Origin of the sequence: Enterobacter adelaidei, from assembly GCF_041937165.1 — a bacterium.
Classification (GTDB): domain Bacteria; phylum Pseudomonadota; class Gammaproteobacteria; order Enterobacterales; family Enterobacteriaceae; genus Enterobacter; species Enterobacter adelaidei.
The window spans coordinates 371369-391339 of record NZ_CP154353.1; the positions used below are offsets into that span (position 1 = coordinate 371369).

The window sequence follows — 19971 nt, forward strand, 5'->3', positions numbered from 1 at the left end:
CTTACACATCTGCCCCCTTTCCCCACGGGGAAAAGGGGGGCAGATGTGATGTGTTAATGATTCATTTCTATTGGTTTCGGTTCAGGCTGGGACTCTTGCCTATTTCCGTAACGTTTTGCATACAGCGCCGTGATGATGGGCACCAGGATCGCGGTAACAATCACGCTGGCAGCAACCAGTGCCGTCGCTGACGCGGCCACCGGTTCGAAGTCCGGATTTATTTGGGCAATGATCACCGGGTTTGCTACCGCCGCACCTGCGGCTGAAGAGGCGGCGACACCCGCCGTTCCGTTTCCTCCTCCAATCACGCGGTCGGCAATAATCAGCGGAATACCGGTGATGATGATGACAGCCACGCCCAGCACAATACCCAGCAGGCCTGTATCGAGAATGACATTCAGATTGATGGTGTTACCCAACGCGAAACCAAAGAACGGGATCAGTACTGGAGTGGCTTTGCTAAAGAAGTCACGCAAGTCGTGATCCAGGTTACCCAGGGCAAAACCAATCAGGAATGGCAGGATCGCGCCGACAAAGTGGTGGGGTTCAAATGATGCCAGGCCAGCAGACCCCAGAATCAGCATCGTCATCAGCGGGCCGGATTCCAGAGACATCAATACAAATGCCCCCGACTCTTCTTTCGTTCCATACTGGTGCATCAGGCTGGCATACAATCCACCGTTGGTCATATCCATCGCAGAGACAATTGCCAGAACGGATAAACCGGCGAAGAACCCGGTCTGAATTCCATTCTCCGGAATGAACATTGCGCATATCATCGCTACAGCCCAGGCAACCGCTATTTTGGTTATCACCAGCGTTCCGGATTTCCGTAATACGGTACCCGTTGCCCGCAAATTAATGGATGCGCCAATACAAAAAAACCAGACGGCCAGAATGGGAACCGTGCCCGTTATCATTCCTTTTGTGAAACCACCAAAATAAGCCCCGGTATCAGGAGCCAGGGTATTCAGGATGGCACCCAGTACCAGCGGAACCAGCATCATGCCGCCAGGTATGCGTTCTATCGTGGCCTTAATCTTCATCTATAACCCTCACATCTGAACCCGCGAAACGGGTGGTGATCGCTAAAAATAAGTCAATTAATTCAATTGCTTGATTTTTTATTCGTGAATTTATTTCGATAGCCATGCAGCAAGAAATAAACGTGTGTTCTCGTTTATCTATGTTTGAAAAAACATGGAACGTTGTATTCGGATTTATCATGCGATAAATGGAATGTTGATTCAACAAAAACAAAACGATGTTTTAGTTATATTTGTCACATATTCAATGTAAATTTTCGGATGGGTTCTTGATGGGCGGAGTTATGTAAATCTAATGTGAATTAATGCGGTTTGTTTTTCCGTTACAAAAGAAATAATGACGCGCGTGAGGATATTCTTGTAGGGGGAATGAGGAAGGTCTTATTGGCGCTAATTGACAAAAACTTAACTCAGTTGACCTTATGCGCAAATTAGCGTGAAGTTGATCACAAATATAAACGCTGGTAGGGTAAAAAGGTCATTAACTGCCCAGACAGGCGTCAACAGGTTCGGTTGTATCGACGTAAAACGTCAATGTAAGTAAACCTGCTACGCTTGAATAAGGCGATTCGCATGGAGCGGATCCCATGGTTCACAGAACGCAAACTGGACTGTGAAACAGACAGGGCCGAGTCTACGAGGATAGTTATGCTGAGAAGGAAAAAGATTAAACCCATCACACTTCGCGACGTCACCATCATTGATGACGCAAAATTGCGTAAAGCCATTACCGCAGCTTCGCTCGGTAATGCGATGGAGTGGTTCGATTTTGGTGTCTACGGCTTTGTGGCCTATGCGTTAGGTAAAGTGTTCTTCCCCGGGGCTGACCCCAGCCTGCAGATGATTGCCGCACTGGGTACGTTTTCCGTTCCCTTCCTGATTCGCCCGCTGGGCGGCCTGTTCTTCGGTATGCTCGGCGATAAATATGGTCGCCAGAAGATCCTTGCCATCACCATCGTCATTATGTCGATCAGTACGTTTTGTATCGGCTTGATCCCGTCGTATGCCACGATCGGGATCTGGGCGCCGATTCTGCTGCTGATATGTAAGATGGCCCAGGGCTTCTCCGTGGGTGGGGAGTATACCGGTGCTTCGATCTTCGTCGCAGAGTATTCCCCAGACCGTAAGCGTGGCTTTATGGGGAGCTGGCTGGACTTTGGCTCTATTGCCGGGTTTGTCATGGGCGCGGGCGTAGTAGTACTGATTTCAACTGTGGTAGGGGAAGATAATTTCCTCGACTGGGGCTGGCGTATCCCGTTCTTCCTGGCCTTGCCGCTGGGGATCATTGGTCTGTACCTGCGTCATGCGCTTGAAGAGACCCCAGCATTCCAGCAGCACGTCGAAAAACTGGAACAGGGTGACCGTGAAGGGCTGCAGGAAGGTCCGAAGGTGTCGTTCAAAGAGATTGCCACCAAGCACTGGCGCAGCCTGCTGACCTGTATTGGTCTGGTTATTTCTACCAACGTCACCTACTACATGCTGTTGACTTACATGCCGAGCTATTTGTCGCATAACTTGCATTACTCGGAAGATCACGGTGTGCTGATTATTATCGCCATTATGGTCGGTATGCTGTTTGTGCAACCGATTATGGGTCTGTTAAGTGACCGCTTTGGCCGTCGACCGTTTATTATCCTGGGGAGTGTTGGTCTGTTTGCTCTGGCAATCCCGGCATTCATTCTGATTAACAGTAATGTACTGGGGCTGATTTTCGCGGGTCTGCTGATGCTGGCAGTGATCCTCAACTGCTTTATTGGGGTGATGGCCTCCACATTACCCGCGATGTTCCCGACACACATTCGCTATAGTGCGCTGGCCGCAGCTTTTAACATTTCGGTGCTGATTGCCGGTCTGACCCCGACCCTTGCCGCCTCGCTGGTGGAGAGTACGCAGAACCTGATGATGCCTGCTTATTACCTGATGGTGATTGCGGTGATTGGCTTGATTACCGGTATTGCTATGAAGGAGACGGCAAATCGTCCATTGAAAGGGGCGACGCCTGCCGCATCCGATATTCAGGAAGCGAAAGAGATCCTGCGTGAGCACTACGATAATGTAGAGCAGAAGATTGAGGATATTGACGCAGAGATTGAAGAACTGCAGAAAAAACGCTCCCGACTCGTGGATCAGCATCCACGCATCAACGAGTAATAAATGAAACCCGCCAACGGCGGGTTTTCTTTTACTAGCATCCGGCGGCGATGTAGTCGCCATTGGCGCTGATGGGGATCACTGTCAGGAATAGGATCGTCGCGAACAGGATCAGGACTATCCCTCCGGCTATTTTGACTACCGGTACCAGCCATTTTAGTGAGGCGCTTCCTCCAAACCAGGCCACGGTGCGCTCACGGGCGTAACGTACAGCCAGTGAAAGTCCCATAATAGAGAGTGCCGTTCCCAGAGACATGGTCATTACTGCGGCCATCCCCCAGGTGACAATGCCCAGCGCGTTCGAGAACATCAGGATCATGATTGCCCCACTACACGGGCGTGCGCCAATTGCCAGAATCACACCCAGGCGGGTTTTCCAGTCACCTTGTGTCAGATTTGCTCCCACACCATGGTGGCTACAGCCACAGTGTTCGTCATGCTGATGGAGGGGCTTGATGGCTGAAATAGTCATCCTGTGCGGACGCAGGCTCTTTAGCGACTGGTAAATGATAAATGCACCAAATGCGCCAATGAGTACTGCGCTTATCTTCTCAACATACCAGCGGCTGGTACTGATATCCCCTGACGCGAGGTTAAACCCGACTGCCAGAATAAAGACAAAAAGAATGGCGCTGACGCCTTGCATCAGGCTGCCAAGGAAAGGGACAACCCAGGCGGCCAGCTCGCTTTCCTTATTTGTAGTCAGGTAGGTCGTCACGATGAACTTTCCGTGCCCGGGGCCAATGGCGTGGAGAACGCCATAAAGGAAAGCCCCCGTTAATAGCCATAATCCGCCGCTGTACTGGTGGTTATTAAGCTGCAGCAAATACATCACCAGATAACGGTGCAGCGTAATTTGCGTGGCCAGGCACCACTGGATAAAGGCATTCCAGTGCGTATGCAGGGTAAAACCGGCAAAGAGGATCGCCAGCAACATTAGCCCTGCTGTGGGGATACGCCAGTCACGGGTGAGGCGTTGTGTGGTCATGAAGGTGGCCTGCGGAGGAGAATATTTGCCGCTAGTATAGTTGATCTTCCTCCTCGGTTCGCAGGATCACGCCAGGATCCATGAACAAATGTGGATAAGTCTGTGTGTAAATGGGTATAAACCGGGGTTTTGCTGGGGAATGCAGCAGTCAGTCATTTTTTTGCAACTTTTCGGTTGCGGCCTGCGGAGAACTCCCTATAATGCGCCTCCATCGACACGGCGGATGTGAATCACTTCACAAACAGCCCGGTCGGTTGAAGAGAAAAAATCCTGAAATAACGGGTTGACTCTGAAAGAGGAAAGCGTAATATACGCCACCTCGCAACGGTGAGCTGAAAGCCGCGTTGCACCTGCTCTTTAACAATTTATCAGACAATCTGTGTGGGCACTCAAAGTGACATGGATTCTTAACGTCTTCGGACGAAAAATGAATACCAAGTCTCAACGAGTGAACACGTAATTCATTACGAAGTTCTTTTCTTTAGAAATAAAGAAACATTGAGCATCAAACTTTTAAATTGAAGAGTTTGATCATGGCTCAGATTGAACGCTGGCGGCAGGCCTAACACATGCAAGTCGAGCGGTAGCACAGAGAGCTTGCTCTCGGGTGACGAGCGGCGGACGGGTGAGTAATGTCTGGGAAACTGCCTGATGGAGGGGGATAACTACTGGAAACGGTAGCTAATACCGCATAACGTCGCAAGACCAAAGAGGGGGACCTTCGGGCCTCTTGCCATCAGATGTGCCCAGATGGGATTAGCTAGTAGGTGGGGTAACGGCTCACCTAGGCGACGATCCCTAGCTGGTCTGAGAGGATGACCAGCCACACTGGAACTGAGACACGGTCCAGACTCCTACGGGAGGCAGCAGTGGGGAATATTGCACAATGGGCGCAAGCCTGATGCAGCCATGCCGCGTGTATGAAGAAGGCCTTCGGGTTGTAAAGTACTTTCAGCGGGGAGGAAGGTGCTGAGGTTAATAACCTCAGCAATTGACGTTACCCGCAGAAGAAGCACCGGCTAACTCCGTGCCAGCAGCCGCGGTAATACGGAGGGTGCAAGCGTTAATCGGAATTACTGGGCGTAAAGCGCACGCAGGCGGTCTGTCAAGTCGGATGTGAAATCCCCGGGCTCAACCTGGGAACTGCATTCGAAACTGGCAGGCTAGAGTCTTGTAGAGGGGGGTAGAATTCCAGGTGTAGCGGTGAAATGCGTAGAGATCTGGAGGAATACCGGTGGCGAAGGCGGCCCCCTGGACAAAGACTGACGCTCAGGTGCGAAAGCGTGGGGAGCAAACAGGATTAGATACCCTGGTAGTCCACGCCGTAAACGATGTCGATTTGGAGGTTGTTCCCTTGAGGAGTGGCTTCCGGAGCTAACGCGTTAAATCGACCGCCTGGGGAGTACGGCCGCAAGGTTAAAACTCAAATGAATTGACGGGGGCCCGCACAAGCGGTGGAGCATGTGGTTTAATTCGATGCAACGCGAAGAACCTTACCTACTCTTGACATCCAGAGAACTTTCCAGAGATGGATTGGTGCCTTCGGGAACTCTGAGACAGGTGCTGCATGGCTGTCGTCAGCTCGTGTTGTGAAATGTTGGGTTAAGTCCCGCAACGAGCGCAACCCTTATCCTTTGTTGCCAGCGGTCCGGCCGGGAACTCAAAGGAGACTGCCAGTGATAAACTGGAGGAAGGTGGGGATGACGTCAAGTCATCATGGCCCTTACGAGTAGGGCTACACACGTGCTACAATGGCGCATACAAAGAGAAGCGACCTCGCGAGAGCAAGCGGACCTCATAAAGTGCGTCGTAGTCCGGATTGGAGTCTGCAACTCGACTCCATGAAGTCGGAATCGCTAGTAATCGTAGATCAGAATGCTACGGTGAATACGTTCCCGGGCCTTGTACACACCGCCCGTCACACCATGGGAGTGGGTTGCAAAAGAAGTAGGTAGCTTAACCTTCGGGAGGGCGCTTACCACTTTGTGATTCATGACTGGGGTGAAGTCGTAACAAGGTAACCGTAGGGGAACCTGCGGTTGGATCACCTCCTTACCTTAAAGAACCTGCCTTTGTAGTGCTCACACAGATTGTCTGATGAAAAGTAAATAGCAAGGCGTCTTGCGATTGAGACTTATACGTCCCCTTCGTCTAGAGGCCCAGGACACCGCCCTTTCACGGCGGTAACAGGGGTTCGAATCCCCTAGGGGACGCCACTTGCTGGTTCGTGAGTGAAAGTCACCTGCCGTCATATCTCAAAACTGACTTACGAGTCATGTTTGAGATATTTGCTCTTTAAAAATCTGGATCAAGCTGAAAATTGAAACGACACACATGTTATGTGTGTTCGAGTCTCTCAAATTTTCGCAAGTCGATGATGAATCGAAAGAAACATCTTCGGGTTGTGAGGTTAAGCGACTAAGCGTACACGGTGGATGCCCTGGCAGTCAGAGGCGATGAAGGACGTGCTAATCTGCGAAAAGCGCCGGCGAGGTGATATGAACCTTTGACCCGGCGATGTCCGAATGGGGAAACCCAGTGTGATTCGTCACACTATCGTTAACTGAATACATAGGTTAACGAGGCGAACCGGGGGAACTGAAACATCTAAGTACCCCGAGGAAAAGAAATCAACCGAGATTCCCCCAGTAGCGGCGAGCGAACGGGGAGCAGCCCAGAGTCTGAATCAGCTTGTGTGTTAGTGGAACGGTCTGGAAAGTCCGACGATACAGGGTGATAGTCCCGTACACGAAAATGCACAGGTTGTGAACTCGAAGAGTAGGGCGGGACACGTGGTATCCTGTCTGAATATGGGGGGACCATCCTCCAAGGCTAAATACTCCTGACTGACCGATAGTGAACCAGTACCGTGAGGGAAAGGCGAAAAGAACCCCGGCGAGGGGAGTGAAAAAGAACCTGAAACCGTGTACGTACAAGCAGTGGGAGCACCTTCGTGGTGTGACTGCGTACCTTTTGTATAATGGGTCAGCGACTTATATTCTGTAGCAAGGTTAACCGTATAGGGGAGCCGAAGGGAAACCGAGTCTTAACTGGGCGTTAAGTTGCAGGGTATAGACCCGAAACCCGGTGATCTAGCCATGGGCAGGTTGAAGGTTGGGTAACACTAACTGGAGGACCGAACCGACTAATGTTGAAAAATTAGCGGATGACTTGTGGCTGGGGGTGAAAGGCCAATCAAACCGGGAGATAGCTGGTTCTCCCCGAAAGCTATTTAGGTAGCGCCTCGTGAACTCATCTTCGGGGGTAGAGCACTGTTTCGGCTAGGGGGCCATCCCGGCTTACCAACCCGATGCAAACTACGAATACCGAAGAATGTTATCACGGGAGACACACGGCGGGTGCTAACGTCCGTCGTGAAGAGGGAAACAACCCAGACCGCCAGCTAAGGTCCCAAAGTCATGGTTAAGTGGGAAACGATGTGGGAAGGCACAGACAGCCAGGATGTTGGCTTAGAAGCAGCCATCATTTAAAGAAAGCGTAATAGCTCACTGGTCGAGTCGGCCTGCGCGGAAGATGTAACGGGGCTAAACCATGCACCGAAGCTGCGGCAGCGACACTATGTGTTGTTGGGTAGGGGAGCGTTCTGTAAGCCGTTGAAGGTGTCCTGTGAGGGATGCTGGAGGTATCAGAAGTGCGAATGCTGACATAAGTAACGATAATGCGGGTGAAAAGCCCGCACGCCGGAAGACCAAGGGTTCCTGTCCAACGTTAATCGGGGCAGGGTGAGTCGACCCCTAAGGCGAGGCCGAAAGGCGTAGTCGATGGGAAACAGGTTAATATTCCTGTACTTGGTGTTACTGCGAAGGGGGGACGGAGAAGGCTATGTTAGCCGGGCGACGGTTGTCCCGGTTTAAGCATGTAGGCGGAGGTTCCAGGTAAATCCGGTACCTTATTAACGCTGAGGTGTGATGACGAGGCACTACGGTGCTGAAGTAACAAATGCCCTGCTTCCAGGAAAAGCCTCTAAGCATCAGGTAACACGAAATCGTACCCCAAACCGACACAGGTGGTCAGGTAGAGAATACCAAGGCGCTTGAGAGAACTCGGGTGAAGGAACTAGGCAAAATGGTGCCGTAACTTCGGGAGAAGGCACGCTGATATGTAGGTGAAGCCCCTGCGGGTGGAGCTGAAATCAGTCGAAGATACCAGCTGGCTGCAACTGTTTATTAAAAACACAGCACTGTGCAAACACGAAAGTGGACGTATACGGTGTGACGCCTGCCCGGTGCCGGAAGGTTAATTGATGGGGTTAGCGGCAACGCGAAGCTCTTGATCGAAGCCCCGGTAAACGGCGGCCGTAACTATAACGGTCCTAAGGTAGCGAAATTCCTTGTCGGGTAAGTTCCGACCTGCACGAATGGCGTAATGATGGCCAGGCTGTCTCCACCCGAGACTCAGTGAAATTGAACTCGCTGTGAAGATGCAGTGTACCCGCGGCAAGACGGAAAGACCCCGTGAACCTTTACTATAGCTTGACACTGAACACTGGTCCTTGATGTGTAGGATAGGTGGGAGGCTTTGAAGCGTGGACGCCAGTCTGCGTGGAGCCGACCTTGAAATACCACCCTTTAATGGCTGGTGTTCTAACGTAGACCCGTAATCCGGGTTGCGGACAGTGTCTGGTGGGTAGTTTGACTGGGGCGGTCTCCTCCCAAAGAGTAACGGAGGAGCACGAAGGTTAGCTAATCCTGGTCGGACATCAGGAGGTTAGTGCAATGGCATAAGCTAGCTTGACTGCGAGAGTGACGGCTCGAGCAGGTGCGAAAGCAGGTCATAGTGATCCGGTGGTTCTGAATGGAAGGGCCATCGCTCAACGGATAAAAGGTACTCCGGGGATAACAGGCTGATACCGCCCAAGAGTTCATATCGACGGCGGTGTTTGGCACCTCGATGTCGGCTCATCACATCCTGGGGCTGAAGTAGGTCCCAAGGGTATGGCTGTTCGCCATTTAAAGTGGTACGCGAGCTGGGTTTAGAACGTCGTGAGACAGTTCGGTCCCTATCTGCCGTGGGCGCTGGAGAATTGAGGGGGGCTGCTCCTAGTACGAGAGGACCGGAGTGGACGCATCACTGGTGTTCGGGTTGTCATGCCAATGGCACTGCCCGGTAGCTAAATGCGGAAGAGATAAGTGCTGAAAGCATCTAAGCACGAAACTTGCCCCGAGATGAGTTCTCCCTGACCCTTTAAGGGTCCTGAAGGAACGTTGAAGACTACGACGTTGATAGGTCGGGTGTGTAAGCGCAGCGATGCGTTGAGCTAACCGATACTAATGAACCGTGAGGCTTAACCTTACAACGCCGAAGCTGTTTCGGCGAAGAGACAGACAATCAAATTTCAGCTCTGATACAGATTAACAGAATTTGCCTGGCGGCTTTAGCGCGGTGGTCCCACCTGACCCCATGCCGAACTCAGAAGTGAAACGCCGTAGCGCCGATGGTAGTGTGGGGTCTCCCCATGTGAGAGTAGGGAACTGCCAGGCATCAAACAAGAAGAACCCCGTACCGTAAGGTACGGGGTTTTTTGCTTTGTGCGTGAAAAATGTCAGGTAGTGACTTTGCCTTGCCTTCAGTAGCGCCCATAGAACATGGTAAGGCCAGCCACTTGGTTTCTTTGAAAGATGATTTAAGCGGTGGAAACAACATTTGAGGTTTGATAAACGCAGAAAAGCAAAAACCCAGCCATAGGCTGGGTTCTTTAAATAGTGGTGCCCGGACTCGGAATCGAACCAAGGACACGGGGATTTTCAATCCCCTGCTCTACCGACTGAGCTATCCGGGCAACGGAGCGCATTAAACCGCAATCAGGCCTTATCGTCAACATTATTTCAGGAAAAGCTGTTCAACTGCTTAAGTTTGCGGCAATCTGACGGTTTACGCGCCGAATCAGCCCAATTTAGCCGATTCGTTTACGTCAATGCTCCGCCCATACGGCATTGAGCAAAGCGCAGAATGTCTTCAGCCAGGCGATGTGCCGTATCGACATCAGCCTGGCTACGGTTTACCAGCATGCGGCTCAGACAACCCTCCAGTACCAGCTCCATCTGCTTAGCCACCATTGCCGGGTCATCCACTTCCAGTGTGGTCAGCAGTTCGTGGGTGAAGTCATGCGCCGCCCGTTTTTGCTGATCCGCCAACTGATGGATAGGATGGCCAGTGTCAGGATAGAACGTACAGGCTGCAATAAACAGGCAGCCCGGATAACGGTTGTTACTGACACATTCGGTCAGGGCGGTATAGCGCGCCAGCAGCTTTTGTTCCGCTGTCAGTTCTTCGTTCAGCATCAGTTGCCTGCGCCAGACATCAACCTGCTGGCTGAGATAGCGCAGAGCATCATAAAGCAGTGCCTCTTTATCCGGCCAGAAGCGCTTAAGCTCATCCAGAGGGTAATCGATACGGTCGGCTACCATCTCAAGCGTGGTGCTGGCGATCCCTTGAATCTCAAGTAATTGCAGGGCTTGTCCCAGTACGTCTTCACGTTGCACGGTTTTCTCCTCCGCTATTCCCAACGGTTTGTCCCGTCTAAAGTGTTGTTTACGGTTGGCGATCGCGCAAATGTGTGCTGAAAGCCGCCGCATCCATAAACCCGGTTACGCGCTGTTCCGGCTGCTCTTTCCCCTGTTCATTGAAGAACAAAATGGTTGGCAGACCGAGAACATTAAGTTGTTTCAGCAGGACCTTGTCCTGTGCACTGTTGGCTGTAACGTTCACCTGGAGGAGAACAGTCTCTTTCAGGGCACTTTGCACCTGTGGATCGCTAAAGGTGTATTTTTCGAACTCTTTACAGGCGACACACCAGTCAGCATAGAGATCGAGCATCACCGGTTTACCTTTTGCCTCTGCCAGGGCGCTGTTGAGTTCATCCACGTTTTTAATTTGGGTGAAGTTCAGATGCGCTTGTGTCTGACCCACCGGTGTGCCGAACGCCCAGTCCTGCAGAGGGCGTATGCTCACCAGCGCGGCAGCCAGCAGCAGGATTTGCACCAGGCGCATCCATGGCTGTTTCGCCCCCAGGCTGACGAGAAATGCCCAGGCAAAGAATGCTACGCCGAGCATCGCCCATAGGCGCAAGCCCCAGACGTCGCCAATGATACGCTCAAGGAGGAATACCGGCAGCGCGAGGATGACAAAGCCAAACGCGGTTTTCACCGTTTCCATCCACGGACCACTCTTAGGCAGCAGACGATTACCAAATACTGTTACCAGAATGAGCGGTAGACCCATCCCTAAAGCATAAAGGTACAACGTACCCCCGCCGAGCCACATATTGCCGCTCTGGGCGATGTAGAGCAGGATGGCGCTCAGTGGGGCCGTAGTACACGGGGAACAAATAAGACCGGCAATCGCCCCCATCGCAAACACGCCGCCTGCAGAGCCCCCCTGCTGACGGTTACTCATCAGCGTTAAGCGGGTTTGCAAAGCCGACGGTAACTGCAGAGTAAACAGGCCGAACATCGACAGTGCCAGCAGGATGAAGATCACCGACAAGCCAATAAGAACGTAAGGATGCTGCAGTGCTGCCTGGAACTGTAACCCGGCAGCGGCGACCACAAGGCCGAGCGCCGTATAGGTAAGCGCCATACCCTGCACGTAAATAAAGGCCAGAAGCAGTGCGCGGGCGGTGGAAAGGCGTTTCTTACCGCCCAGCACGATGCCAGAGATGAGCGGATACATCGGCAGCACGCAGGGGGTAAAAGCAATGCCAATGCCAATCAGTAAGGCCCACAGTGCGGAGAACGGAAGGTCAGCGGGAGCTTCACGCTTCTCGCCCGAAGGAAGAGGGGTAACCGTGGTTGACGCTTTCACTTCACTGAGTGGAACCACCTTCGTTTCAGGGGGATAACAGAACCCGGCATCCGCACACCCCTGATAGGTCACCGTCAGCGTGGCGCCTTTATCGGCCTGATTCACCGTAACAGGCACGCTCAGGCGCTGGCGATAGATTTCACTTTTGCCGTAAAACTCATCCTCATGCCACTCGCCAGGTGGCATCTGTAAAGCGCCCACGTTTGCCTGAGCTGGCGTGATGCTTACCTGCTTGCGGTAGAGGTAATACCCCTCTTTGACCTGCCAGTTGAGATTCAGGTCGTGCTGATTTTGCTGAAAATCGAAAATGAACGCCTGGTCGGCAGGGATAAAATTCGAACGGCCGGGTGCGTCAAACAACCCGGCAAATACTGACGTGCTGCACAGCAGCAGGATCAGCGTAAGGAAGCGTTGAGCCATGAGAGATAGTCGTTATCGCCGTGGACTACTGGCAACACCAGCAGCTCTGGGGTTTGGTAAGGATGATGAGATTTGAGGCAGTCCAGGAGTGCCTGCTGGTTCGCCTGATTCGTTTTTAACAGCATCTGGACTTCGTACTCCTGCTCCAGTTTACCTTCCCAGCAGTAAAGGGAGGTGGCTCCGGGGAGGAGCGTCACGCAGGCAGCCAGTTTTTCGGCCAGCACTTTGGCGGCGAGATCCTGGGCAGAGGCTTCATCAGGGGCGGTGCACAATACGACAACAGCATCAGGCGTGTTCACAAGTCGACCTCCTCATCACGAAAGTCTTCACTATATCACGCGAGGCGATTGGTCATTAATGAATCGGGCCGCAGAGCGGCCCGATTTTAACTATTTTTACAACAACGTATGGTTTACAGCACGATGCCGCCGATGATAAATCCGAGGATCACGCACAACGTAATGGCGACCACACCCGGGATCAGGAACGCATGGTTAAACACGTATTTACCGATACGGGTTGAGCCGGTGTCGTCCATCTCCACTGCGGCCAGCAGAGTTGGATAGGTTGGAAGAACAAACAGAGCAGAAACCGCCGCAAACGAAGCGATTGCCGTCAGTGGCGTTACGCCCAGCATCAGTGCCGCAGGCATCAGTGCTTTGGTGGTCGCCGCCTGAGAGTAAAGCAGGGTAGCGGCGAAGAACAGGACTACCGCCAACAGCCATGGGTAGTTGTGCAGCAGGTCACCCGCAACGGTCTGAATGTCGCTGATGTGTGCTTTCACGAAGGTATCACCGAGCCATGCAACGCCCAGTACGCAGACACAGGCGCTCATACCGGATTTAAAGGTGCTGGCGTTCAGCACTTCGCTGGTGTCAATTTTACAGGTGATGCTAATCAGCGTCGCGATGGTCAACATGAACACCACAATCGCTTCGTTACGCGGCAGCACCGGGTTCTGGATCAAGCCCACCGTGTCGCTGATGGCGGTCGCGTAGAACATGACTGCGACGATACCGATCAGGAACAGCAATACGGAGCGTTTTGCATGCGGTTTCAGTTCGAAGACCTGGCTACCACGCAGTTTCACTTCACCCTTAGCCAGACGTTCCTGATACACCGGATCGTCTTTCAGCTCGGCGCCAAGGAAGTTACACAGTACGGCAGTAATCATCACCGCAATCAGCGTCACCGGAATACAGATCGCCAGCAGCGTCAGGTAACTCACGCCCATTGGTTCAAGAATACCGGCGAAGAAGACTACGGCAGCGGAAATTGGCGACGCGGTGATTGCAATCTGCGACGCAACTACCGCAATGGAGAGCGGACGAGAAGGACGAATACCTTGCTCTTTCGCCACTTCGGTAATCACCGGCAACGTGGAGAATGCGGTGTGTCCGGTTCCCGCGAGAATGGTCATAAACCAGGTCACCAGTGGGGCAAGGAAGGTGATGTATTTTGGATGGCGGCGCAGCATACGCTCCGCCAGACTCACCAGGTAGTCCATACCGCCTGCCACCTGCATCGCTGCGATAGCGGCAATAACTGCCATGATGATTTCGATAACGTCAAAAGGTATTGCACCGGGTTTGATCTGAAAGATAAGGGTAAGAACGAGCACCCCGAGACCGCCGGCAAAACCGATGCCGATACCCCCGAGTCTTGCTCCCAAATAAATCGCCAACAAGACGATGACGAGTTCTGCTCCAAACATAAGGACCTGCCTTGCTTATTAACAAGTTGATATTGAATTGTTGTATTTTGGTAACGCTTATAAAGAAAAAAGGCACGTCACAAGTGACGTGCCTTAAGAAGCCTAGCCTGAACGGTTACTGTTCGCTTTCATCGGTATATCGTTTCGCTTTATATGCCGGGTGCATCAGGTTTTGGGCCGAGAAAATATCGTCCAGCTCGGCTTCGGTCAACAGTCCGCGTTCCAGAACCACTTCACGTACGCTCTTACCGGTTTCGGCGCAAATCTTACCGACGATGTCACCGTTGTGGTGGCCGATGAACGGGTTGAGGTAGGTGACGATCCCGATGGAGTTATAGACATAACCTTCACAGACTTCTTTATTCGCTGTGATGCCGTTAATGCATTTTTCCAGCAGGTTGTAGCAGGCGTTGGTCAGGATGTGGATGGATTCAAACATCGCCTGGCCAATCACTGGCTCCATCACGTTCAGCTGCAACTGACCCGCTTCAGAGGCCATGGTCACGGTCGTGTCATTACCGATGACTTTGAAGCAGACCTGGTTCACCACTTCAGGCACAACCGGGTTCACTTTGGCTGGCATGATGGACGAGCCCGCCTGCAGTTCTGGCAGGTTGATTTCGTTCAGACCCGCACGCGGACCAGAGGAGAGCAGGCGCAGGTCGTTACAGATTTTGGACAGTTTCACCGCCAGACGTTTCAGGGCGCTGTGTACCATCACGTAAGCGCCGCAGTCGGAGGTCGCTTCAATCAGGTCTTCTGCAGGGACAACCGGCAGGTTAGAGACTTCAGCCAGTTTCTGTACCGCCAGTTGCTGATAGCCATCCGGGGTGTTCAGACGTGTACCGATGGCGGTTGCGCCCAGGTTCACTTCAAGCAGCAACTCGGAGGTGCGCAGCAGGTTTTTCGTTTCTTCGTTGAGCAGCACGTTAAACGCGTGGAATTCCTGGCCGAGGGTCATTGGCACTGCGTCCTGTAATTGGGTACGACCCATTTTCAGGATATCCTGGAACTCAACCGCTTTACGCTGGAAGCCATCGCCCAGTTGGTTAATCGCGTCCACCAGTTTCACTACAGAGGCATACACCGCGATACGGAAACCGGTAGGGTAGGCGTCGTTGGTGGACTGGCATTTATTAACGTGGTCGTTCGGGTTCAGGTACTGGTATTCACCTTTCTGGTGACCCATCAGCTCCAGGCCAATGTTTGCCAGTACTTCGTTGGTATTCATGTTGACAGAAGTGCCCGCACCGCCCTGATAGACGTCAACCGGGAACTGGTCCATGCATTTGCCGTTGTTCAGCACTTCATCGCAGGCCGCGATAATCGCATTTGCCGCGCTTTTAGGAATGGTTTGCAGCTCTTTGTTGGCCAGTGCTGCGGCTTTTTTCACCATCACCATGCCACGGACAAATTCAGGGATGTCGCTGATTTTGCTGTTGCTGATGTAGAAGTTTTCAATCGCTCTCAGAGTGTGGACACCGTAGTAGGCATCCGCTGGAACTTCCCTGGTACCCAACAAGTCTTCTTCGATACGAATGTTGTTTAACATGTGAACCTTCTTTTCAAGCTGCCGATGGATTGTACTAAACACACAGTATTAATGTGGTTTTGAATATTTTCTGACCGACGATTATTCCCTCAATCAGCCAGATGCTCGAGATCATATGCTGATGATAGCGAATTGCCGTAAGCTGGATCACTTATTATCGAGCCGATTCCATGATAATTATTAATCTGTGAAATGAGTCACCGCTTTAATATTTCCAAAAAAAATATCCGTGCAAACTGATTGAAATTTCGCTAACCGTCACCATTTCATACAAACGCGCGTCGCGAACACATTCAGACAGGGGCCCAACGGCACCTGCCACACAGGAGATGCCAGTGCGCTGGATACCGTTTATTGCTTTCTTTCTCTATGTTTACATTGAGATTTCCATTTTCATCCAGGTTGCCCATGTGCTGGGCGTCCTGCTGACGCTGATTCTGGTGATTTTCACCTCTGTCATCGGCATGTCGCTGGTGCGTAATCAGGGTTTCAAAAATTTCCTGATAATGCAGCAGAAGATGGCTGCAGGTGAAAGCCCGGCCGCGGAGATGATCAAAAGCGTGTCGCTGATTATTGCGGGTCTGCTGCTGATTCTGCCGGGGTTCTTCACCGACTTCCTCGGCCTTTTATTGCTTCTGCCACCGGTGCAAAAGCACCTGACTATGAAGCTGCTGCCGCATCTGCGCTTTAGCCGTATGCCGGGCGGTGGGTTCAGCACCGGCCCGGGTGATACGTTTGAAGGGGAGTATCAGCGTAAGGATGAACAGCACGACCGTTTAGACCATAAAGACGATCATTGATTTTTTTGCCCGGTGGCGCTTCGCTTACCGGGCCTACGGATTCTGCCGTTTTGGTAAAAACAGCCACAGCCCTACCAGCATGACAATAGCGTACACGCTCTTCCATCCCACCATCGCCAGTAGTAACAGGCAAAGCACACCTCCGATGACCGCCAGTACTTTGTAGCGACCTTTCAGCAGCCGACAACCCGCCAGCATGCACAGCAGATAGATCATAATGAAAATGCCGTTGGCGTAGACGATCAGCGCATCCAGATTGATATTCAGGGCGTAAATACACAGCGTACTCAGCACGCAACAACCCAGCACGGCATTCAGAGCAGATAATGGAAGCTGGCGTTTTGACAGACGCGCGAGCCGGCTTTCAGGCTTGTACAACGCTTGCGACCACACCAGGCGGGAAAAACTCTGAGTGTAGATATTGAGGCTGGCAAAACAGGCGAGATAACCAATCACGCAGGCCACCCACAGGGCTTTCACCCCAAACAATTGCACCACAATGCCTGGTAGCGAGGCGGCAGCCGCTTTATCCGCCCCGAATGCGTTAAAGTGCAACACAAGCACGGTACACGCCCAATAGACCGTTCCCGCCAACAACAGACCAATCATCAGCGCGCGCGGGAAATCGCGTTCAGGTTGCGTAAACTCGGAAGCCAGATGGGCGAACGCTTCAAGTCCAACAAAGCACCAGAACATGACGGAAAGCGCAGCGAAAAGCTGCGAATGGTCGACATCCTTGAGTGCCGGGAAGGGAATTTCCGCTACGGTGAGATTTCCTGCCCACCAGATAGCGACAATCAGTGCGACGATAAGGATTGCGACCAGCGTTTGCAGATTGGCACTGGAACTGGCTCCGCGCGAACCGACCCACCAGACAATCGCCAGCGTACCCAGTTCGGCTAACAGCAACTGCTCATTATGCCAACCAAACAGCGCCTGGCCAAAGCCGGTCGCAATATGAAGCGCCGCAGGCAGGCCAACCGGAATGACGGAGAGAAACAGCCAGCCGGTAACACGCTGCAACCGCGGGCCAAAGGCCAGCCCGACAAAATGCGCCACGCCGCCTGCGTTGGGAAAATGCCGCCCCAGGATGGCAAACACAATGGCTATTGGGAAAACCAGCACAATCAGTACCGGCCACGCCCACAGGCTGTTATTTCCGGATACCATCGCCGCCAGTGCGGGTACGGCAAATACGCCCGTTCCTAACAAGGAGGTTGAGAGCAGGCCAACGCCTTGCGCCAGTCCCAACTCCTGCTTGAGTCCACTCATTGACATCGCCCTGCCAGTACTAAAAGAGAGGCGATGGTAACACTTTCGCAAATTTTTTTTTCAACTCCCCCTTGAAGGGGGAAAAAGCTATCCCCATCTCTCAGGGCACTAGTCGGAAAACCGCATGCGGGCCGGCGTCATCCATAACTGATAATGACTTTCTCAAAGGAGAGCTATCAATGAGTATTCGTCCGTTACATGATCGTGTGATCGTCAAACGTAAAGAAGTTGAAACCAAGTCTGCTGGCGGTATCGTTCTGACCGGTTCTGCAGCAGCCAAATCAACGCGTGGCGAAATCATCGCTGTCGGTAAGGGCCGCATCCTGGAAAACGGAACTGTGCAGCCACTGGACGTTAAAGTTGGTGACATCGTAATTTTCAACGATGGCTACGGCGTGAAATCCGAGAAGATCGACAATGAAGAAGTGTTGATCATGTCCGAGAGCGACATTCTGGCAATTGTTGAAGCGTAATTTACGCACGAGAATTTGAGGAAATAAGAACATGGCAGCTAAAGACGTAAAATTCGGTAACGACGCTCGTGTAAAAATGCTCCGCGGCGTAAACGTACTGGCAGATGCAGTTAAAGTAACTCTGGGCCCGAAAGGCCGTAACGTAGTGCTGGATAAATCCTTCGGCGCGCCGACCATCACCAAAGATGGTGTTTCTGTAGCACGTGAAATCGAGCTGGAAGACAAGTTCGAAAACATGGGTGCGCAGATGGTGAAAGAAGTTGCCTCTAAAGCGAACGACGCTGCAGGCGACGGTACTACCACCGCGACCGTACTGGCGCAGGCTATCATCACCGAAGGTCTGAAAGCCGTTGCTGCTGGCATGAACCCAATGGATCTGAAACGTGGTATCGACAAAGCTGTCGCTGCTGCTGTTGAAGAACTGAAAACGCTGTCTGTACCATGCTCTGACTCTAAAGCGATTGCTCAGGTAGGTACCATCTCCGCTAACTCCGACGAAACCGTAGGTAAACTGATCGCGGAAGCGATGGACAAAGTCGGTAAAGAAGGCGTCATCACCGTTGAAGACGGTACCGGTCTGGAAGACGAACTGGACGTGGTTGAAGGTATGCAGTTCGACCGCGGTTACCTGTCCCCATACTTCATCAACAAGCCAGAGACTGGTGCTGTTGAACTGGAAAGCCCGTTCATCCTGCTGGCTGACAAGAAAATCTCCAACATCCGCGAAATGCTGCCAGTGCTGGAAGCCGTTGCGAAAGCAGGCAAACCGCTGGTTATCATCGCTGAAGACGTTGAAGGCGAAGCGCTGGCGACCCTGGTGGTTAACACCATGCGTGGTATCGTGAAAGTGGCTGCGGTTAAAGCACCTGGCTTCGGCGATCGCCGTAAAGCGATGCTTCAGGATATCGCTACTCTGACTGGCGGTACCGTTATCTCTGAAGAGATCGGTATGGAGCTGGAAAAAGCGACCCTGGAAGACCTCGGCCAGGCTAAACGTGTTGTGATCAACAAAGACACCACCACCATCATTGATGGCGTAGGTGAAGAAGCCGCTATTCAGGGCCGCGTTGGTCAGATCCGTAAGCAGATCGAAGAAGCCACCTCTGATTACGACCGTGAAAAACTGCAGGAGCGCGTAGCGAAACTGGCAGGCGGTGTTGCCGTAATCAAAGTGGGCGCAGCGACCGAAGTTGAAATGAAAGAGAAGAAAGCACGCGTTGACGATGCTCTGCACGCGACCCGTGCTGCGGTAGAAGAAGGCGTGGTTGCTGGTGGTGGTGTTGCGCTGGTGCGCGTTGCCGCTAAACTGGCTGGCCTGACTGCGCAGAACGAAGATCAGAACGTGGGTATCAAAGTTGCACTGCGTGCAATGGAAGCACCTCTGCGTCAGATCGTATCCAACGCCGGTGAAGAGCCATCTGTTGTTGCGAACAACGTGAAAGCGGGTGAAGGTAACTACGGTTACAACGCAGCGACTGAAGAATACGGCAACATGATCGACTTCGGTATCCTGGACCCAACTAAAGTGACCCGTTCTGCTCTGCAGTACGCGGCATCTGTTGCTGGCCTGATGATCACTACCGAGTGCATGGTGACCGACATGCCTAAAGGCGACGCACCTGACTTAGGTGCTGCTGGTATGGGCGGCATGGGCGGTATGGGCGGCATGATGTAATCGTGCGTTCTACGTCGTAGAATGTGAAAAACCCCCGGGCAGAAATGCTCGGGGGT

12 protein-coding genes, 2 tRNA genes and 3 rRNA genes are annotated in these 19971 nt (G+C 52.4%); 8 read left to right on the forward strand and 9 right to left on the reverse strand.

Annotated features, from left to right (window positions below):
- Positions 1-53 precede the first annotated feature (53 nt).
- Positions 54-1046: a 2-keto-3-deoxygluconate transporter gene (kdgT, locus tag AAHF05_RS01815; RefSeq protein ID WP_129324888.1), complete on the reverse strand. Its 993-nt coding sequence runs from the start codon at positions 1044-1046 to the stop codon at positions 54-56.
- 648 nt (positions 1047-1694) lie between these two features.
- Here kdgT and proP point away from each other — a divergent pair.
- Positions 1695-3197 (forward strand): glycine betaine/L-proline transporter ProP, encoded by a 1503-nt coding sequence (gene proP, locus AAHF05_RS01820; RefSeq protein ID WP_028017885.1) that lies wholly within the window; start codon positions 1695-1697, stop codon positions 3195-3197.
- A gap of 34 nt (positions 3198-3231) precedes the next feature.
- On the opposite strand, the gene AAHF05_RS01825 is transcribed toward proP, so the two are convergent.
- Positions 3232-4185, reverse strand: a complete 954-nt coding sequence (locus tag AAHF05_RS01825; protein WP_129324889.1) for a nickel/cobalt transporter — start codon at positions 4183-4185, stop codon at positions 3232-3234.
- 515 nt (positions 4186-4700) lie between these two features.
- Here AAHF05_RS01825 and AAHF05_RS01830 point away from each other — a divergent pair.
- The 4 genes from AAHF05_RS01830 (at position 4701) to rrf (ending at position 9686) form a co-directional block, all read left to right on the forward strand.
- Positions 4701-6240 (forward strand): 16S ribosomal RNA (locus AAHF05_RS01830).
- 85 nt (positions 6241-6325) lie between these two features.
- A tRNA-Glu gene (locus tag AAHF05_RS01835) sits at positions 6326-6401 on the forward strand.
- Between the two features lie 192 nt (positions 6402-6593).
- Positions 6594-9498, forward strand: a 23S ribosomal RNA gene (locus tag AAHF05_RS01840).
- 72 nt (positions 9499-9570) lie between these two features.
- A 5S ribosomal RNA gene (gene rrf, locus AAHF05_RS01845) occupies positions 9571-9686 on the forward strand.
- The 16S, 23S and 5S rRNA genes sit together here with 1 tRNA gene alongside, the layout of an rRNA operon.
- Before the next feature lie 223 nt (positions 9687-9909).
- Here the strand turns inward: rrf and AAHF05_RS01850 are convergent.
- The 6 genes from AAHF05_RS01850 to aspA form a co-directional block, all read right to left on the reverse strand.
- Positions 9910-9985, reverse strand: a tRNA-Phe gene (locus AAHF05_RS01850).
- A 127-nt stretch (positions 9986-10112) separates the two neighbouring features.
- The gene (locus tag AAHF05_RS01855; RefSeq protein ID WP_129324148.1) at positions 10113-10688 is read right to left on the reverse strand and encodes a transcriptional regulator; all 576 of its coding nucleotides are present in this window, start codon (positions 10686-10688) and stop codon (positions 10113-10115) included.
- A 49-nt stretch (positions 10689-10737) separates the two neighbouring features.
- Positions 10738-12429 carry a protein-disulfide reductase DsbD gene (locus tag AAHF05_RS01860; RefSeq protein ID WP_129324147.1) on the reverse strand — a complete coding sequence of 564 codons (1692 nt, stop codon included), beginning with the start codon at positions 12427-12429 and terminating at the stop codon, positions 10738-10740.
- Positions 12405-12728, reverse strand: a complete 324-nt coding sequence (gene cutA / locus AAHF05_RS01865) for a divalent cation tolerance protein CutA (protein ID WP_028016414.1) — start codon at positions 12726-12728, stop codon at positions 12405-12407. Before cutA ends, AAHF05_RS01860 begins: the two co-directional genes overlap by 25 nt.
- 113 nt (positions 12729-12841) lie before the next feature.
- A complete protein-coding gene (locus tag AAHF05_RS01870) occupies positions 12842-14143 on the reverse strand; it encodes an anaerobic C4-dicarboxylate transporter (RefSeq protein WP_028016415.1) in 1302 nt (433 codons plus the stop codon).
- Positions 14144-14258: 115 nt separating this feature from the next.
- A complete protein-coding gene (aspA, locus tag AAHF05_RS01875; RefSeq protein WP_003855923.1) occupies positions 14259-15695 on the reverse strand; it encodes an aspartate ammonia-lyase in 1437 nt (478 codons plus the stop codon).
- Between the two features lie 335 nt (positions 15696-16030).
- Between aspA and AAHF05_RS01880 the strand changes: the two genes are divergently transcribed.
- Entirely contained in the window at positions 16031-16495 is a 465-nt protein-coding gene (locus AAHF05_RS01880; RefSeq protein WP_164881345.1) for an FxsA family protein, read from the forward strand.
- Positions 16496-16528: 33 nt separating this feature from the next.
- Here AAHF05_RS01880 and yjeH read toward each other — a convergent pair whose 3' ends face one another.
- Positions 16529-17767 carry an L-methionine/branched-chain amino acid transporter gene (gene yjeH, locus AAHF05_RS01885; RefSeq protein WP_129324146.1) on the reverse strand — a complete coding sequence of 413 codons (1239 nt, stop codon included), beginning with the start codon at positions 17765-17767 and terminating at the stop codon, positions 16529-16531.
- Between the two features lie 179 nt (positions 17768-17946).
- Here yjeH and AAHF05_RS01890 point away from each other — a divergent pair, with 179 nt between their 5' ends.
- On the forward strand, positions 17947-18240 hold the full coding sequence (locus AAHF05_RS01890; protein WP_003855929.1) for a co-chaperone GroES: 294 nt from the start codon (positions 17947-17949) through the stop codon (positions 18238-18240).
- Positions 18241-18271: 31 nt separating this feature from the next.
- On the forward strand, positions 18272-19915 hold the full coding sequence (gene groL, locus AAHF05_RS01895; protein WP_028016418.1) for a chaperonin GroEL: 1644 nt from the start codon (positions 18272-18274) through the stop codon (positions 19913-19915).
- Positions 19916-19971 lie beyond the last annotated feature (56 nt).

Excerpts from the sequence above, each read along its gene's own strand:
- AAHF05_RS01890 (WP_003855929.1), top strand. The coding sequence starts at position 17,947 with ATGAGTATTCGTCCGTTACATGATCGTGTGATCGTCAAACGTAAAGAA.
- AAHF05_RS01870 (WP_028016415.1), bottom strand. The coding sequence starts at position 14,143 with ATGTTTGGAGCAGAACTCGTCATCGTCTTGTTGGCGATTTATTTGGGA.
- AAHF05_RS01860 (WP_129324147.1), bottom strand. The coding sequence starts at position 12,429 with ATGGCTCAACGCTTCCTTACGCTGATCCTGCTGCTGTGCAGCACGTCA.
- groL (WP_028016418.1), top strand. The coding sequence starts at position 18,272 with ATGGCAGCTAAAGACGTAAAATTCGGTAACGACGCTCGTGTAAAAATG.
- yjeH (WP_129324146.1), bottom strand. The coding sequence starts at position 17,767 with ATGAGTGGACTCAAGCAGGAGTTGGGACTGGCGCAAGGCGTTGGCCTG.
- aspA (WP_003855923.1), bottom strand. The coding sequence starts at position 15,695 with ATGTTAAACAACATTCGTATCGAAGAAGACTTGTTGGGTACCAGGGAA.
- kdgT (WP_129324888.1), bottom strand. The coding sequence starts at position 1,046 with ATGAAGATTAAGGCCACGATAGAACGCATACCTGGCGGCATGATGCTG.
- AAHF05_RS01825 (WP_129324889.1), bottom strand. The coding sequence starts at position 4,185 with ATGACCACACAACGCCTCACCCGTGACTGGCGTATCCCCACAGCAGGG.
- proP (WP_028017885.1), top strand. The coding sequence starts at position 1,695 with ATGCTGAGAAGGAAAAAGATTAAACCCATCACACTTCGCGACGTCACC.